Genomic DNA, 15,999 nt, shown 5'->3' with positions numbered 1-15,999 from the left:
GCTCAATCCGCCGAATTCTTCAGCGCCGCGCTCGCGGCCAGCGGCCCCAGCACAGCGAAAAACAGCGTCAGTGCGGCAAGCACCAGAAATGGAGCCAGAAAGGGGGCGTTGTCTACCGTCGCTCCGTAAGAAGCAGATACACCAAAAATGAGAACCGGAATGGTGAGCGGCAGCACGATGACCGAAACAAGCAGTCCGCCGCGCGGCAGCGCCACCGCCAGCGCCGCACCCACCGCACCGACAAAGGCGATGGCGGGTGTGCCGACCAGAAGCGTCAGGGTTGTGGCACCGATTGCCGCCGCATCCATATTCATGAACAGGCCGAGCATGGGCGAGGCGATTACCAGCGGCAAGACACTCGCCGTCCAATGGGCGACGCATTTGACCAGAACCGTGAGCGCCAGCATGTGACGGTCGGAGCCGATCAGCAGCAGATCGAGCGAGCCATCGTCACGGTCGGCCTGAAAGAGCCGGTCGAGGCCGAGCAGCGTCGCCAGCAAGGCGCCGATCCACAGCATGGCCGGACCGATCCGCGCCAGCAGATTGAGGTCCGGGCCGACGCCGAATGGCATCACCGAAATAACAGCGAGAAAGAACAATATGCCGACCAGCGCACCGCCGCCCGCGCGAAAGCTCAGGCGCATGTCGCGAAGGAACAGCGCCAGCATCAAAACGCCTCATGCGAGAATCTGGCCATATCGAGCGTGTTCGCACCTTCCAGCCCCAGCGGAATATGCGTGGCGGCAATGATCATGCCGCCCTGTTGCAGATGGTCGCGCATCAGCACGGCAAAACGGGTTTCCGACGCCTTGTCGAGACCGGCGGTCGGCTCATCGACAATCCATAGCGGGCGATGGCTGACCAGAAGCTTGGCTATGGAGACGCGGCGCTTTTGCCCGGTGGAGAGATAGCCGAAAGGCAGATGTTCGACGCCGGGCAGGTTGACAGCTTCCAGCGCGTCATCAATGTCGAGCGCTCCCGCGCCGTTAAAACGCTGCCAGAACAAAAGATTTTCGCGCACGCTCAAGGCCGGTTTCATCGCATTTTGATGGCCGAGATAATGACAGGCCGCCTGCACGGGCAGCGATGCGCCGTCCTCGATCAGTGCGATCCGGCCTTCTTCCGGCGCGAGCAGACCGCAGATGATTCGCAGCAAGGTGGATTTGCCGGACCCGTTCGGGCCGGTCACAACCAGCGCCTCCCCGCCATCGAGCGTGAAAGAAAGGTTGGAGAAGATCGTCTCGCCACCCCGTTCGCCACCCAGATTTTCGGCCTCAAGCCGCATTTTCTCTCCTCAAAAACCAACCGTCTCCCAGAGTTTCGGGAACGAACGGAAGGATCGCAACATTTCGCCGCAAGGCAGCGAATTCACGAAATTCAGTCTGGAATCGTTTTAGAAAACTCTCTATATGAGGGCTACCACGCCAGCGGTCGGCGTGGAAACCATTTTTGGCCGATCTCAAACACCTGGCGCCCGTGAGGACCCAGGCTTCGGGACGGACAGCGGAAATGACTGCACCCGCACCTTGGCGCGTCCTTGAAACGCTAGCCTAGGCGTTCGTCCTGGTTTTCCGGCCAGTAGCATAAGGACGAACGCAGTGTCACACATTGACAGCTTCAAATGTCGCAAAACCCTCACCGTCGGCGGTAAAGACTATGTCTATTACAGCCTGACCGAAGCCGAAAAGAACGGCCTCGAAGGCGTTTCCAAGCTTCCTTTCTCCATGAAGGTTCTTCTTGAGAACCTGCTTCGCTTCGAGGACGACCGCTCCGTCAAGAAGTCGGATATTGAAGCTGTCGCCAAGTGGCTGGCCGACCGCGGCAAAGCCGGTGCAGAAATCGCCTACCGCCCGGCCCGCGTTCTCATGCAGGATTTCACCGGCGTTCCAGCTGTTGTCGACCTTGCAGCCATGCGCGACGGCCTCAAGGCGCTCGGCGGCGACCCGGAAAAGATCAACCCGCTCGTGCCCGTCGATCTGGTCATCGATCACTCGGTCATCGTTGACGAATTCGGCAATCCAAGCGCATTCAAGGCCAATGTGGACCTCGAATATCAGCGCAATGGCGAACGCTACCGCTTCCTGAAGTGGGGTCAGCAGGCGTTCCAGAACTTCCGCGTTGTTCCTCCAGGCACCGGCATCTGCCATCAGGTGAACCTCGAATATCTGGCCCAGGCAGTCTGGACCAAGGAAGAAGACGGCGAAACCGTCGCTTATCCCGACACCTGCGTCGGCACCGACAGCCACACCACCATGGTCAACGGCCTTGGCGTTCTGGGCTGGGGCGTGGGCGGCATCGAAGCTGAAGCTGCCATGCTCGGCCAGCCGGTTTCCATGCTTCTGCCGGAAGTCGTCGGCTTCCGCCTGACCGGCAAAGTCAAGGAAGGTGTCACCGCGACCGACCTCGTGCTCACCGTCACGCAGATGCTGCGCAAGAAGGGCGTTGTCGGCAAGTTCGTCGAATTCTTCGGCGAAGGCCTCGAAAACATGACGCTGGCCGACCGTGCGACCATCGCAAATATGGGTCCGGAATATGGCGCAACCTGCGGCTTCTTCCCGGTTGACAGCGAAACGCTGAACTACATGAACACCACCGGTCGCGACGAACATCGCATCGAGCTGGTTGAAGCATACTGCCGTGCGCAGGGCATGTGGCGCGACAAGGGTGCAGCCGATCCGGTCTTCACCGACGTTCTCGAACTCGACATGGGCGATGTTGTTCCCTCGATGGCCGGCCCGAAGCGTCCGGAAGGCCGCATTCCGCTGGAAAACATCGGGTCCGGTTTCGCGACCTCGCTCGAAAACGAATACAAGAAGACCACCGGCCAGACCACGCGCTATGCCGTCGAAGGCGAAGATTTCGACCTCGGCCATGGCGATGTGGTGATTGCCGCTATCACGTCCTGCACCAACACCTCGAACCCGAGCGTGTTGATCGCTGCCGGTCTTCTGGCCCGCAACGCCGTCGCCAAGGGCCTCAAGACCAAGCCTTGGGTCAAGACCTCGCTCGCGCCCGGCTCTCAGGTCGTTGCCGCCTATCTCGAATCCGCCGGTCTCCAGAAGGATCTCGATGCGCTCGGCTTCAACCTCGTCGGCTTCGGCTGCACGACCTGCATCGGCAATTCCGGTCCGCTGCCGGCACCGATCTCCAAGACCATCAACGAAAAGGGCCTGATCGCGGCTGCCGTTCTGTCCGGCAACCGTAACTTCGAAGGCCGCGTTTCGCCGGATGTACAGGCAAACTACCTTGCTTCGCCACCGCTTGTCGTCGCTCATGCTCTTGCCGGTACGGTCACCAAGGACCTGACCAAGGAGCCGCTTGGCGAAGACCAGAACGGCAACCCGGTATACCTCCGCGACATCTGGCCTTCCTCTCAGGAAATCCAGGACTTCATCGCCAAGAACGTCACCCGCAAAATCTTCTCGGAGAAATATGCGGACGTGTTCAAGGGCGACGAAAACTGGCAGGCCGTTCAGGTTCCTGCGGGCCAGACCTATGCATGGGACGACAACTCGACCTATGTGCAGAACCCGCCTTACTTCGTCGGCATGGGCAAGTCGGCTGGCACGATCGGCGACGTGAAGGGTGCTCGTATTCTTGGCCTCTTCGGCGACAAGATCACGACTGACCACATTTCGCCTGCCGGTTCGATCAAGGCGCAGTCGCCTGCCGGTAAGTACCTCATCGACCATGGCGTTGGCGTTGCCGACTTCAACCAGTACGGCACGCGTCGCGGCAACCATGAAGTGATGATGCGCGGCACCTTCGCCAACATCCGTATCCGCAACCACATGCTGGGCGAAAACGGACGTGAAGGCGGCTACACCATCCACTACCCGTCGAAGGAAGAAACCTCGATCTATGATGCTGCCATGCAGTACAAGGCCGAGGGCGTGCCGCTCGTCGTCTTCGCAGGCGTCGAATATGGCAATGGTTCTTCGCGTGACTGGGCTGCCAAGGGCACCAACCTGCTTGGCGTGAAGGCCGTGATTGCGCAGTCTTTCGAGCGTATCCACCGTTCCAACCTCGTCGGCATGGGCATTGTGCCTTTCGTCTTCGAGGAAGGCACGAGCTGGCAGACGCTGGGCCTCAAGGGTGACGAAATCGTCACCATCGAAGGTCTGGCCGATGTGCGTCCGCGTCAGAAGGTCGAAGCTTCCATCACCTATGCCGACGGCTCGGTGAAGAAGGTTCCGCTCATCTGCCGCATCGATACGCTGGACGAGCTCGACTACATGAAGAACGGCGGCATTCTGCAGACCGTTCTGCGCGATCTCGCTGCTTAATCAGCGCCCGACTGAAACAAAAAGGCCGCCGGAGCAATCCGGCGGCCTTTTCGTTTCTGACGCAAATAGAGCACACTCGCCGCTGAATCTCACCGCAACGTGAATTCCCATTGATCGGCGTAATTCCTACATAATAGATGTCATCGTCAATTAATGCAGGATCATACAAAGTGACCGTTCAGCCCTCATTCTATGGAACAGCCACATGGCTGACCGGCGATTCCCTGCCGGGCTGGCGCAATGTCTGCGCCGTTCTGGGGCTGGCTTTCACCGGTTGCGTTTCCATGCAGGGTTCTGCATCGGCTGAAGCAGCGCCCAAGAAAACCGCGGTGGTAGAGCTTTTCACCAGTCAGGGCTGCAAGTCCTGCCCGAAGGCGGACGATAATTTTGCCAAGTTCGCCGATGACCCCAGCGTGCTGGCGCTGTCGTTCCACGTCAATTACTGGGATTATATGGGGTGGCGCGACACGCTTGCCACCCAGGATAATACCGACCGCCAGAATGCTTACCGTAACTCCTTCAACGCGCGCATGATCTATACGCCGCAGGCCATCATCAATGGTCAGGCGGAGGTCAATGGGCGCGATGCGGGCGCGATCGAGGCACAGGTCGCCGCCGACAAGCTGACAGTGCCGGTTGCGATCAACCGGCTCGACGATGGTCGCCTGTCCATCGAGATCGGGGCTGGCGAAAAGCCAAAGTCGCCGGTGCATGTCGTTCTGTTCTATTTCCGCGATGCGGTCACCATCCCAATCACTGAAGGCGAGAATGCCGGTCAGGATATCACCTACCGAAACACGGTGAGTGAGATCAACACGATCGGCATGTGGGATGGCAAGCCGCTGAAAATCGAGCTCCCTGCTTCCGAATTGAAGCGTAAGGATGTTTCCGGTTGCGCGGTCATTCTTCAGGAAACCCGGGACGACAACTCGCTCGGGCGCATTCATGGCGCAGCCATGTTCAAGCAGAAAGCGCCGGTCGGCTTCTGATCGCAGGCATTCGGCCGCAAGCCATTATCCATTCGGCATCGGGCCGGATGGGGTGAGGTTAGCTGTCATATGGCGGGAATATCAGGTGTTGCGGCTCGGTCGGACGAAAAAGTTGGTTCGGCTCGGGCAGTCCTTTGGGCGGGGGGCTTGGGGTCGGACATACCCGAACCGAACCGTCTCAGGCAACACGTAGATGCTGAAGCCATAATCAGGCTGGAATGCGAAGCTGACAAGGCGAAAATGTGTTCAACGATCACCATTGCCGACAGACTTTCGTTTTTCGTGAACAGCTAATGCACAGCGGCCCGCGTGCAAAATCCAGCGTTTTATGAGGGAAATCCCGGTCATTTGAACGGTGCCGCGCCTTCCCGCACTTGAATTTGTTTCACAAAAGCATCACCCTCCTGTCATGCGTTTCGTATCAAGCGCACCTGCCGCTTCGCCACCCACAGGGCTGAAAGGAAGGACATGGATATTTCAAGCGCAGAGGATCCATCATCCTCGTCCAACGCGTCCGCGTCGCCAAAGGTCGTCTCTCTCGACCGCGCAAGGCCGGTTCCCGCCACCATCAGTTTCGACCGGCATGAACTTGGCAAGATTCTGAACATCTATGGCCGCATGGTCGCCGCCGGTGCATGGCGTGACTATGCCATCGACCATCTGAGCGACCGGGCGGTCTTTTCCATCTTCCGACGCGCCAGCGAGGTTCCGCTGTTCCGGATCGAGAAAAATCCCAAGCTCGCGCAAAAGCAAGGCGCTTACGCGGTCATCGCTGCAAGCGGACTGATCATGAAGCGCGGCCATGAACTGGACCGTGTGCTGCGCGTTTTCGACAAGAGCCTGAAACTCGTCGAGGCCTGATTAGCCTTCGGTTCCTCGATCCCTTGATCCTTCGATCCTTCGATCCTTCGAGACGCCGTTTTCAACGGCTCCTCAGGATGAGGGGAGCGTAGTCTGCAACGCCCTCCCCTGAGCTTGTCGAAGGGTGAGCTTGTCGAAGGGTGCACTGACCCGCCATTTGATTCATGAAAGCGGCGGTGCTCCCGGCTCCAGCGTGCGCCCGCCATTGAGCGGCAGCTGCATCAGCACCGTATCCAGCCAGCGCCCATGCTTGAAGCCGGAACCCTCAATCCGCCCGCAATGCACGAAACCCATGCTTTCATGCAGCCGCACCGAGCCGATATTGTTCTCGCCATCACCGATGACAGCCAAAAGCTGCCGGAAGCCGAGCTGGGTGGCCCGTTCGATCAGTTCGCGCAGGAGAAGCTTGCCCACGCCCCTCTTCTTGGCCTCGGGCGCGATATAGATCGAATCCTCTGCAAGCCAGCGATAGGCCGGTCTGGTGCGGAAATAGCTGGCATAGGAATAGCCCAGAACCACACCATCCTCTTCCGCGATCAGAATAGGGAAACCCTGCGCGACGAAGCCCTCAAAGCGCTGGCGCAGGTCTTCGCGCGATGGCGGCTCGACCTCGTAGGAACCGGAGCCGTTCAACACGGCTTCGGTATAGATTGCAGTGATGGCATCGATGTCGGTGGGGTGGAAATCGCGGACGACGGGCATGAGGCAGAACCGGAGAAATGATTTTACACATTTCCAGAATGCATCAGGAAGCGACCGGACAAAAGCAAAAAGGGCAGCGTTTCCGCTGCCCTTTTCATTCAGAACCTGATCCAGCGACTATTCACGGTTGCCCATGAACTGCAGCAGGAAGGTGAACATATTGATGAAGTCGAGATAGAGACGCAGCGCGCCCATAACGATCTTGCGGCCCTGCGTATCCGATGCATCGCCTTCGTAATACATTTCCTTGATCGACTGGGTGTCGTAGGCGGTGAGGCCTGCGAAGATCAGAACGCCGATCACCGAGATTGCGAATTGCAGCGCGGTGGAGCCAAGGAAGATGTTGACGACCGAAGCCAGGATCAGGCCGAACAGGCCCATGATCAGGAACGAGCCCATAGCGGACAGGTCACGCTTGGTCGTGTAACCGTAGAGCGACAGCGCACCGAAGGACGCAGCCGTCACGAAGAAGGTGCGAACGACGCTCTGGCCCGTGAAGACCAGGAAGATCGACGACAGCGACAGGCCGACGAGAGCTGCATAGCCCCAGAAGACGGCGTTAGCGGTCGAGACCGAAAGACGTTCGATGCGGAAGCTCAGGAAGAACACTGCCGCCAGCGGCGCAAGCATCACCACCCAGCGCAGCGGCGAAGTGTAGAGCGCGACGCCAAGGCCCGTGAGCATCTTGCCATTGGCAAGCTGCGCGACGGCTGCGGACGGGTCCGTCGTCGTTGCGAGTGCCGCAACGGCGAATGCAGCAAGGCCGGTAACGGCCAAACCGATAGCCATCATGTTGTAGACGCCCAGCATATAGCTGCGCAAACCCTGATCGATGCCTGCATCGGCGCGAGCGCCGCCTACCGGCCTCTGCTGCGCCTGAATATTGCGAAAGTCAGCCATGACTTAAATCCTCTTGCCATGTCCCGTCCGGTGTCGGGGCGCTCATTCCGGCGAGCCGCCGCCAGGCGCCGCTGGCGGGACTCCAGCATGCCTGCCTGACATTATGGGGATTATGGCCCTCACGTACAAGTACCGCCTGTAAAAAAACGCGAGCGCAGGTTTGAAAAATCGGGCTGCATTCTCCATAGGTTCCAATAGCTTAGGCTTTGCGCCCTCTCCGCATTACAAATAACTCATATTGTTCTGAGCACCTGCGCGGGCTTCTGGCCCAGAACGCGCCAGGTCCCGGCCAGCCCGAACCCGACCGTCAGCACCAGCGCAATGGCCACCGTCATCAGCGCCACATCGGGCAGGAAGCTGGCCTTGAGCTTCATGATTTCGACCACGACATACCAGCCCGCAGCGCTGCCCGCGACCAGCGCAAACACCGCCGTTGCAAGTCCGAGCAGCATATATTCCAGGACATAGGCCGCGATCAGCGTGCCCCGCGTGGCGCCCAGCGTCTTCAGAACGACCGCATCATGCACCCGGGCGCGGTTGCCCGCAGCCAGTGCACCGCCCAGCACCAGCACCGAGGCGGCCAGCGCAATGGAAGCCGCAGCGCGAATGGCGGTTGCAAGCTGGCTGATGAGATCGTTGGCGACATTGAGCGCATCGGTCACGCTGACGGTCGTGACGGCGGGCCATGTTTTCGTGACCTGCCGCAACACATCGGGTGCCAGATTTTTCTGGCCATCAGGAATGGTCAGTGTCGCAAGCCATGTGGCGGGCGCACCGGCAAAAGTGTTGGGCGAGAACACCATGACGAAATTCATCGCCAGTGTTTCCCATTGCACCTGACGGAAACTTGCAATCTTCGCAGTGATGTTGCGACCCAGCACATTGACGGTCACCGTGTCGCCGAGCTTCAGGCCCAGTTCCTTGCCTTCCCGCTCCGAGAACGAAACCAGCGGCTCGCCGCTATAATCGGCAGGCCACCATTCGCCCTCGCTCAACGTCGAGTTTTCCGGCACCTTGTCGGCGAAAGTGATGCCACGGTCGCCACGCAGCACCCAGGCGGCTTCCGGCGGGATGGTCATGTCGCGCACATTTTTACCATTGAAGGCGACAATGCGTCCGCGCAGCATCGGACCGGAAGTGAGCTTGCCATCGGGCACGATGCCGCTGACCAGCCCGGTGAAATCGCCGATGTCGCGATTTTGAATGTCCACGAAGAAGAAATCGGGCGCCTGCGCGGGAATGTTTTCAGTGACCTGACGACGCAGATTGCCGTCGATCAGCGCAATCGCCACCATCAGCGTGAGGCCGAGGCCGAGCGAAAGCACCACGGAAGGGGTGAGCGCACCGGGGCGATAGATGTTACCGATGGCCAGCCGGAGCGCTGTCGAGCGCACCCGCGGCGCACGGCGGGCAAGCCAGCGTATGCCATCGGCCACAAGCCGCAGCACGCCGAAAGCAGCAATGGCCGAGACGATAAAGATCGCCGCAATGCGCCGGTCATAGGCGACATAAAGCGCCAGTCCGGCCAGAGCCGCGATCAACAGAACCGCTAAGCCGAGATAGAGCAGGGCTGGCCAACCCCGTTGCTCAAAACCCTGTTCGCGGAAAAGCGCCGTCGCCGGAATGTCACGGGCGCGTCCGAGCGGAATGATGGCGAAGGCAAGCGTGGTGATCAAGCCGAAGACGGCAGCGAGTGCCAGCGCGCCCGGGAAAAAGCCGCCGCCACCGGCGACCGGCAGATAATTGGCAAGCGCCAGTGCGGCGGCAAAAGGAATGACCGCCGCCAGAATGAGCCCGAGAACGATGCCGATCAGGCCGATCACCATGATTTGCGTGAGATAGACCAGCACCGCAAAACGCGCAGGCGCGCCGAGCGATTTGAAAGTCGCGATCACACCGCGCTTGCCATCGAGATAGGCGCGCACGGCATTGGCGACGCCGACGCCGCCGACGATCAGAGCGGTCAGGCCGACCAGCGTGAGGAATTGCGAGAAGCGCTCGATATTGGCGCTCAGCGACGGAGCGGCATTGGCGCGCGAGCGGATATTCCAGCCGGCATCGGGAAAATCGGCGGCAGCCAGTCGCCGCACGTCGGCAATCGCCGTGTCAGGCGCTCCGTTGGGCAGTGCGACCTTGTAGATATGATCGACGAGGCTGCCGGGCTGGATCAGGCCGGAAGCGCGCAAGCCATCGAGTGAAACCATAAAACGCGGCGCGAAATTGAAACCGGATGACAGGAGATCCGGTTCGCTGTCGATCAGGCCACGCAGTTCGAAGGTTTGCGAGCCGAGCAGCACTTTTGCGCCGAGCGACAAGCCCATGCGGTTGAGAAAATCCTGGGAGACGGCAGCGCCGTAAACACCGTCCTTTTCGCCGGTCATATCGGCCAGCGACTGCTCCGGTGCGACTTTCAACGTGCCGTAAAGCGGATAGGCGGCATCGACGGCTTTCACCTCGACCAGCGACTGGTCGGAACCGTCCGGCATGCGGGCCATGGAGCGCATGGTGGCGCTTTCCGCCATCCTGCCCTGCTTTTCGATGAAGGCACGCTCATCGGCGGTTGCCTCACGCTGGTTGAGCGCGAAGCTGACATCACCGCCCAGAATGCTCTGCCCTTCCGACGCAATGCCGGTACTGACCGAGCGCGCCACCGAATTGACGCCGCCGATGGCCGCCACACCGAGCGCGATACAGGCCAGGAAAATATAGAAACCGGCAAGTCCCCCGCGCATTTCGCGCAGCGCAAAACGGAGAGCGAGAGAAAAAGATTTCATTCGGCTCATGCGTCTGCCGCCAGTTTCTCAAGCACCGCACCGGCCTTTTCAGCGGTGTCTTCGATGCGACCGGACCGAACGGGAATTTCACGGTCACAGCGCGCCGCCAGCGACGGATCATGCGTGACCAGCACCATGGTCAGCCCGTTTTCGCGTTGCTTGGCGAAGAGAAGATCGGCAATTTGACGGCCCGTTGTGGTGTCGAGATTGCCGGTCGGTTCATCGGCAATCAGAATTTTCGGCGATGGCGCGAGGGCGCGGGCAATCGCCACGCGCTGCTGCTCGCCGCCGGAAAGTTCGGACGGATAATGCGTCAGACGTTCGCCAAGCCCAACCGCTTTCAACTCGCGCTCCGCGACTTCGAATGCATCGCGGCGGCCAGCCAGTTCCAGCGGCACCGCCACATTTTCCAGCGCCGTCATATTGGGGATCAGGTGAAACGACTGGAAGACGATGCCTATATTGGCGCCACGAAAAGCGGCGGCCTGATCCTCGCTCATCTGGCTGATCGTCTCGCCCGCGATCTTCACAGTTCCGTTATCAACATGCTCCAGCCCAGCCAGAACCATGAGAAGTGTGGATTTGCCCGAGCCGGATGGACCGACGATACCAACCGACTGGCCTTGCGCAATATGCAGCGAGACACCCTTCAGCACATGCACCGACGAGGCGGCATGGCCAAGTGTCAGATGAACGTTCTCAAGTTCGATAATCGGGCCAACAGCCTGTTCCGTCACGCGGTTTTCTTCCTATATGTATGTGTAGAACCGAAAAGCGCGCCACAAATTTGAACCTATGTTGCGCCAAGATTTGATTCAATCCCGTGAGCTGTCGCTCATCCCTTTACCGAATATGGGTTGCCAACGATGCGTTTCAAACTCTCAATTCCGGCATGGCTCTCGATTTTTGCGATCCTCGGATCGGTTTTTGCGGGCAGCGTCTATGCCCAGCAGGAGCCGACGCAGGAAGACCCGACCGGTCTTGAAGACGCCTTGCCGACCGAGCAGCTTTCGCAGGTCAAGGTTGTGGGCTTCGGCGACAGCCTGATGGCCGGTTATCTCCTGCCCGCCAATGCCGCCTTTCCGCAGCAGCTTGAAAAAGCGCTCAACGACAAGGGCGTCGAGGTTTCAATCGAAAATGCAGGCGTATCGGGCGATACGACCACCGGCGGCCTGTCGCGCATCGACTGGTCTATTCCCGATGGAACCGATCTCGTCATTCTTGAACTCGGCGCTAACGATGCGCTGCGCGGCATCCAGCCCGACATCACGGAAAAGAATCTCGACGACATGCTGGCGCGTCTCAAGGAGCGCGGTATTGCCGTCATTCTGGCAGGCATGATGGCCCCGCCCAATATGGGCAAGGACTATGCCGCCAAGTTCAACCCCATCTATCCGAAGCTGGCGCAGAAATATGGCGTGCCGCTCTACCCGTTTTTCCTCGACGGCGTAGCAACCAAGAAGGAGCTTTTGCTCGAGGATGGCATGCACCCCAATGAAAAGGGTGTTGAAGCCATGGTGGCAAACTTTATGCCGACAATCGAAAAAAGCCTGTCCGATGTGCAAAACAAGGGGACATCAGGAGGCTGAAACCCGTTAGGGGCATAAACAGCTTGCCCCGGGAACCAAACGATGATTCGCTACGAATGCATCGACTTAGCCGAATCGATTTCTGACAGGTACGATGCTTTGACTCTCTAGGTTAGAGTGTCCTTTATGCGTCCACGACGCATAGCGCTCTGACACAGAACGCTTCGAGGAGGATGCCTTATGCCGCGTCTTTTCACTGCCCTCGAAATCCCGCGCGATGCTGCGCTCTCGCTGTCATTATTGCGAGGCGGTCTCCCCGGCGCACGCTGGATTGATGTCGAAAACTACCACATAACGCTGCGTTTTATCGGAGATGTGGAAGGCCATGTGGCCGACGAGATCGCCAATGCGCTCGACCGCGTACGGCGACCCGAATTCATGCTCAACCTGTCAGGCGTCAATGCTTTCGGCTCCAAAAAGCCGCACAGCATTTATGCGGGTGTATCCCCCTCGCCTGAACTCAACGCATTGCAGGCGGAAATCGAACGCATCTGCCAGAGACTGCACATTCCCGCCGATCCGCGCAAATTCACTCCCCATGTGACCCTGGCGCGTCTTCGGAATGCCCGCATCGATGATGTGGTGCATTACCTCTCCTCGCGCGGCAATTTCGCGACCCTACCCTTCAAGGTGGGGCGTTTCGTGCTGATGTCGTCGCGCGATTCCGTGGGCGGCGGACCTTACATCGTCGAGGAAGCGTGGCCTTTGGTGGCCCGTTCCAGCCAGAACTGGTCGGCCAATGCTTTCGAGGAAGCCAGAACCATCCGGTAAACCAGCTCGAAATCCCCGATGCCACCATAATAGGGATCGGGGATTTCGACCGGCTTTCCCTCTGCAATCTCGGTGAACAATCCGATGCGGGCTGCAACATTGCCGGGCTTGCGCTCGGCGATCATCCGCATGTTGTAACGGTCCATGCCGAGGATGAGATCAAAGCGGCTGAAATCTCCCGCAGTCAGCTGACGGCAACGCTGCGCGGAAATATCAAGCCCGTGCCCGGCTGCCACGCGCACCGAACGCTCATCTGGCGCTTCGCCGGTGTGATAACCGTTGGTGCCCGCCGAATCGATCAGCACATCGCGAATGCCGCGTGCTTCAAGCACCTGTCCCATCACGCCTTCGGCGAGCGGCGAACGGCAGATATTGCCCGCGCAGATGAAAAGAATGCTAGTCGGTTTCTCTATGGTCACGGAACCCTCGCGCTCATGATAAGTTAGTTCGAGAACCGCAACATAGGCGAAAGATGATGGCACGCAACCGGTTGACCGAAGACGAACTGAAACAGGCGTTGGCCGAACTGGATGGCTGGCAGAAGTTGGAGGATCGCGAGGCGATCACCAAGAGCTTCAAGTTCAAGGATTTCAGCGCTGCCTTCGGCTTCATGACACGGGCGGCACTTTATGCCGAAAAACTCGACCACCATCCAGAATGGTTCAACGTTTATAATCGCGTTGATGTCACGCTTGCGACCCATAGCGAAAATGGCGTTACCGAGCTGGACATCAAGACGGCGCGCAAGATGAACGCGATAGCTGTCCCTTAGAGCCTGAATCAAAACGCGGCATTTGTGTGCGAAAATGGTGATTTTCGAGTACCGGAGCGGAGCGTACTTTTGGGACGTGAGCACCGGAAGCCTCGCATAATGCCGAAAAGTTGCAGACTTTTCGGTTGAGATTATGCGAATGCAAATCTCAAATTGCCATTTGCAGCCACACAGGGCGACTTTTGGAACAGGCTCTTAAACCTTTGAAATATAAACCATAATATTCTTCTTCTGATAAGTGAAGCTGCCGTCGCGGTTTCGGCACGAATAGGGCAGCGCTTTGGTCAGATCGACGCGATCGCCCCAGTTCTGGCCGAGCGCGCCGCCATTGATGCTGCGGATAAAGACATCGCCGACTGCAATGGCCGAATGGAAAATATGCCCGGCTCTGACGTCGTAGAAACCGATGGCGCGGCCATAGGTGATGGCGGAATAGCCGTTCCATTGCTCTCCGGCACGGAAATTCAGCAGCGGAATCCAGTTTTGCCCGGAGGTTCCGCGCAAGGTATGCTCGGAAATGCCTGCCCCCAGAAGAAAGCGCATATAGGCCGTCGCGTCGTAGCAAACATTGTCTTTCACATCGACATTGATGTGGTCGCTCAAATCCTGCGCCGATGCGAGCTGGTTTCCGCGATAGAACTGACTTGTCCGGTCAGCACGGACAAAGTTCTCTCCATAGCCGGTAAGATGCATGAACAGTCTCCATTCAATCAGATCAAGAAGCTGACCCAGCCCAAAACTGACCTTGGGCTGGCCGGACCTATATTCCTTTGATTTGGCATGGCCGTTGTAGCTGATGGTTCTTGCAGGATGCTTCCTGCCTTGAACGAGCAAAAACTTGAAAACCGGGTCGATTGCCCCCATTTTCGGTCGTGTCATTTTCGGCTCTGTTCACGCCGACATCTGACTGACAGGAGTTTGCACGACGATGGATAGCGTCAAAATTGGTGAAATCCTTGAACCCGGCAGCGAAAGCGATTTCAAGAAACGCAGCGAACGGGTGAAGCAAGGTTTCTGGAAGGCCGCGCGCCGCGCCGGTCGCATGGTGCCCTTCATGGATGAAGTGGTGGCCGCCTATTATTGCGCGCTCGACCAGAACACGCCGACACGCGTGCGCATGACCCTGATGGCCGCGCTCGCCTATTTCGTGCTGCCCTTCGACATTATCCCCGACATGCTGGTCGGCATCGGCTTTACCGACGACGTCGCCGTGCTGATGGCGGCTCTTACCGCCGTGCGCACGCATATCACGCCCGCGCACCGGCTGGCAGCGCGTCAGGCGTTGGAAGAAGGTAAGGGAGTAAGGGAGTAAGGGAGTAAGGGAGTAAGGGAGTAAGGGAGTAAGGATGCTCGCTTAATTGTGAAGTTAAACAATTCCCTATTCTCTTATTCCCCTACTGCCCTACTCCCCTCCTGTCATATTCCAGCCGCTTTCTTTGCATTGAAGTTGAGCACAGGATGGCCACCAGCCCTTGCTCGTTCAAGTTTTCTTTCAAAACTTCACCGTTTGGTAACCCAGATTAAGGCACTTTAATCGGCAACTGAGCGGGGCGGCGTGTTGAACGGCGGCATCCCGATATTCGAGTTTGAAGCAAACGAAAGAGAACCGGTAAAAGACCATGCTTGGAAAATCGATCGTCGCGGCTTCGGTGTTTACGATTGCAATGGCGGGCTCGGCCCTCGCCCAGACACCGACCCAGATTAAACAGTTCGACGCCTGGGGCGCCTATAGCTACAAGGCGGGCAACGGCAAGGTTTGCTATGTCCTCTCCGTTCCGACTGTGAAGGCCCCCGCCTCGGTCGATCACGGTGACAATTTCTTCCTGATCAGCCAGAAGCCGGGCCAGAACATCTCGTTCGAGCCGCAGTTCATGGCCGGTTACGATCTGAACCCCAATGCCAAGGTTACCGTCAGCGTCGGCAGCAACCGCTTCACCATGTTCGTGAACGGCAAGTCGGGCTGGATGGAAAACGCCGCCGAAGAGCCGAAGCTCATCGCAGCCATGAAGTCCGGTCAGGATCTCAAGGTCGAAGCGCAGTCGAAGCGCGGCACCAAGACCAATTACACCTATTCGCTGAAGGGTGTTTCGGCAGCGCTTGCCGCGATCCAGAACTGCAAGTAAGCGACATTTCGTCGGATACGGACTGCTTTTTCAAAGCCGGAGCCTGTGCTCCGGCTTTTTTCTTCGTGCTTGTTCCGGCAATTCTGCATAACAGCCGGGATGATCGAACGGGATGACGGACGCCTTAATCTATGCTAAGAGCGCGCGAAACAAGGCTCGCATATGCAGATGACAGAGCCCATATATCCTCGCAATAAGGGCAATCGGGCCCAAATTGATCGGCGCGCGTCAT

General features: G+C 58.6%; 16 protein-coding genes. 8 read left to right on the top strand and 8 right to left on the bottom strand.

Annotated features, from left to right (window positions below; all coding sequences use genetic code 11):
• Positions 1-2: 2 nt before the first annotated feature.
• Positions 3-668 carry a heme exporter protein CcmB gene (gene ccmB, locus HWD97_RS05270; protein WP_121537048.1) on the bottom strand — a complete coding sequence of 222 codons (666 nt, stop codon included), beginning with the start codon at positions 666-668 and terminating at the stop codon, positions 3-5.
• Positions 668-1,285: a heme ABC exporter ATP-binding protein CcmA gene (ccmA, locus tag HWD97_RS05265; RefSeq protein WP_121537046.1), complete on the bottom strand. Its 618-nt coding sequence runs from the start codon at positions 1,283-1,285 to the stop codon at positions 668-670. The genes ccmB and ccmA overlap by 1 nt, the downstream gene beginning before the upstream one ends.
• 313 nt (positions 1,286-1,598) lie before the next feature.
• Between ccmA and acnA the strand changes: the two genes are divergently transcribed.
• The 3 genes from acnA to HWD97_RS05250 all read left to right on the top strand — a co-directional run bounded on the left by acnA (position 1,599) and on the right by HWD97_RS05250 (position 6,136).
• Complete coding sequence (gene acnA / locus HWD97_RS05260) at positions 1,599-4,286, top strand: aconitate hydratase AcnA (protein WP_121537044.1); 2,688 nt, start codon at positions 1,599-1,601, stop codon at positions 4,284-4,286.
• Positions 4,287-4,540: 254 nt separating this feature from the next.
• Complete coding sequence (locus HWD97_RS05255; RefSeq protein WP_339441024.1) at positions 4,541-5,275, top strand: thioredoxin family protein; 735 nt, start codon at positions 4,541-4,543, stop codon at positions 5,273-5,275.
• A 468-nt stretch (positions 5,276-5,743) separates the two neighbouring features.
• On the top strand, positions 5,744-6,136 hold the full coding sequence (locus HWD97_RS05250; protein ID WP_371834854.1) for a DUF2794 domain-containing protein: 393 nt from the start codon (positions 5,744-5,746) through the stop codon (positions 6,134-6,136).
• A 162-nt stretch (positions 6,137-6,298) separates the two neighbouring features.
• On the opposite strand, the gene HWD97_RS05245 is transcribed toward HWD97_RS05250, so the two are convergent.
• From HWD97_RS05245 to HWD97_RS05230, 4 genes are all read right to left on the bottom strand, one after another.
• Entirely contained in the window at positions 6,299-6,838 is a 540-nt protein-coding gene (locus HWD97_RS05245; protein WP_371834853.1) for an N-acetyltransferase family protein, read from the bottom strand.
• A gap of 117 nt (positions 6,839-6,955) precedes the next feature.
• Positions 6,956-7,738 carry a Bax inhibitor-1/YccA family protein gene (locus tag HWD97_RS05240; RefSeq protein WP_109368129.1) on the bottom strand — a complete coding sequence of 261 codons (783 nt, stop codon included), beginning with the start codon at positions 7,736-7,738 and terminating at the stop codon, positions 6,956-6,958.
• A gap of 233 nt (positions 7,739-7,971) precedes the next feature.
• A complete protein-coding gene (locus tag HWD97_RS05235; RefSeq protein ID WP_371834852.1) occupies positions 7,972-10,521 on the bottom strand; it encodes an ABC transporter permease in 2,550 nt (849 codons plus the stop codon).
• Positions 10,518-11,249 (bottom strand): ATP-binding cassette domain-containing protein, encoded by a 732-nt coding sequence (locus tag HWD97_RS05230; RefSeq protein WP_171316865.1) that lies wholly within the window; start codon positions 11,247-11,249, stop codon positions 10,518-10,520. Before HWD97_RS05230 ends, HWD97_RS05235 begins: the two co-directional genes overlap by 4 nt.
• A 129-nt stretch (positions 11,250-11,378) precedes the next feature.
• Between HWD97_RS05230 and HWD97_RS05225 the strand changes: the two genes are divergently transcribed.
• Both HWD97_RS05225 and thpR read left to right on the top strand, forming a co-directional pair.
• A complete protein-coding gene (locus HWD97_RS05225; RefSeq protein ID WP_109368126.1) occupies positions 11,379-12,101 on the top strand; it encodes an arylesterase in 723 nt (240 codons plus the stop codon).
• A gap of 180 nt (positions 12,102-12,281) precedes the next feature.
• Complete coding sequence (gene thpR / locus HWD97_RS05220; protein WP_109368125.1) at positions 12,282-12,872, top strand: RNA 2',3'-cyclic phosphodiesterase; 591 nt, start codon at positions 12,282-12,284, stop codon at positions 12,870-12,872.
• On the opposite strand, the gene HWD97_RS05215 is transcribed toward thpR, so the two are convergent.
• The gene (locus tag HWD97_RS05215; RefSeq protein WP_339440140.1) at positions 12,782-13,291 is read right to left on the bottom strand and encodes a low molecular weight protein-tyrosine-phosphatase; all 510 of its coding nucleotides are present in this window, start codon (positions 13,289-13,291) and stop codon (positions 12,782-12,784) included. The two genes, thpR and HWD97_RS05215, sit on opposite strands and share 91 nt — an antisense overlap.
• 56 nt (positions 13,292-13,347) lie before the next feature.
• On the opposite strand from HWD97_RS05215, the gene HWD97_RS05210 reads away from it, so the two are divergent.
• Positions 13,348-13,644: a 4a-hydroxytetrahydrobiopterin dehydratase gene (locus HWD97_RS05210; protein WP_371834873.1), complete on the top strand. Its 297-nt coding sequence runs from the start codon at positions 13,348-13,350 to the stop codon at positions 13,642-13,644.
• A 195-nt stretch (positions 13,645-13,839) separates the two neighbouring features.
• On the opposite strand, the gene HWD97_RS05205 is transcribed toward HWD97_RS05210, so the two are convergent.
• Entirely contained in the window at positions 13,840-14,523 is a 684-nt protein-coding gene (locus tag HWD97_RS05205; RefSeq protein ID WP_339440141.1) for a hypothetical protein, read from the bottom strand.
• Positions 14,524-14,572: 49 nt separating this feature from the next.
• On the opposite strand from HWD97_RS05205, the gene HWD97_RS05200 reads away from it, so the two are divergent.
• The gene (locus tag HWD97_RS05200) at positions 14,573-14,956 is read left to right on the top strand and encodes a YkvA family protein (protein WP_109368122.1); all 384 of its coding nucleotides are present in this window, start codon (positions 14,573-14,575) and stop codon (positions 14,954-14,956) included.
• Positions 14,957-15,263: 307 nt separating this feature from the next.
• The gene (locus tag HWD97_RS05195) at positions 15,264-15,767 is read left to right on the top strand and encodes an invasion associated locus B family protein (protein ID WP_113533733.1); all 504 of its coding nucleotides are present in this window, start codon (positions 15,264-15,266) and stop codon (positions 15,765-15,767) included.
• Positions 15,768-15,999 lie beyond the last annotated feature (232 nt).

Source organism: Ochrobactrum sp. C6C9, from assembly GCF_022627935.1.
Classification (GTDB): Bacteria; Pseudomonadota; Alphaproteobacteria; order Rhizobiales; family Rhizobiaceae; genus Brucella; species Brucella teleogrylli.
This window is presented reverse-complemented; position numbering and strand designations above follow the sequence as displayed.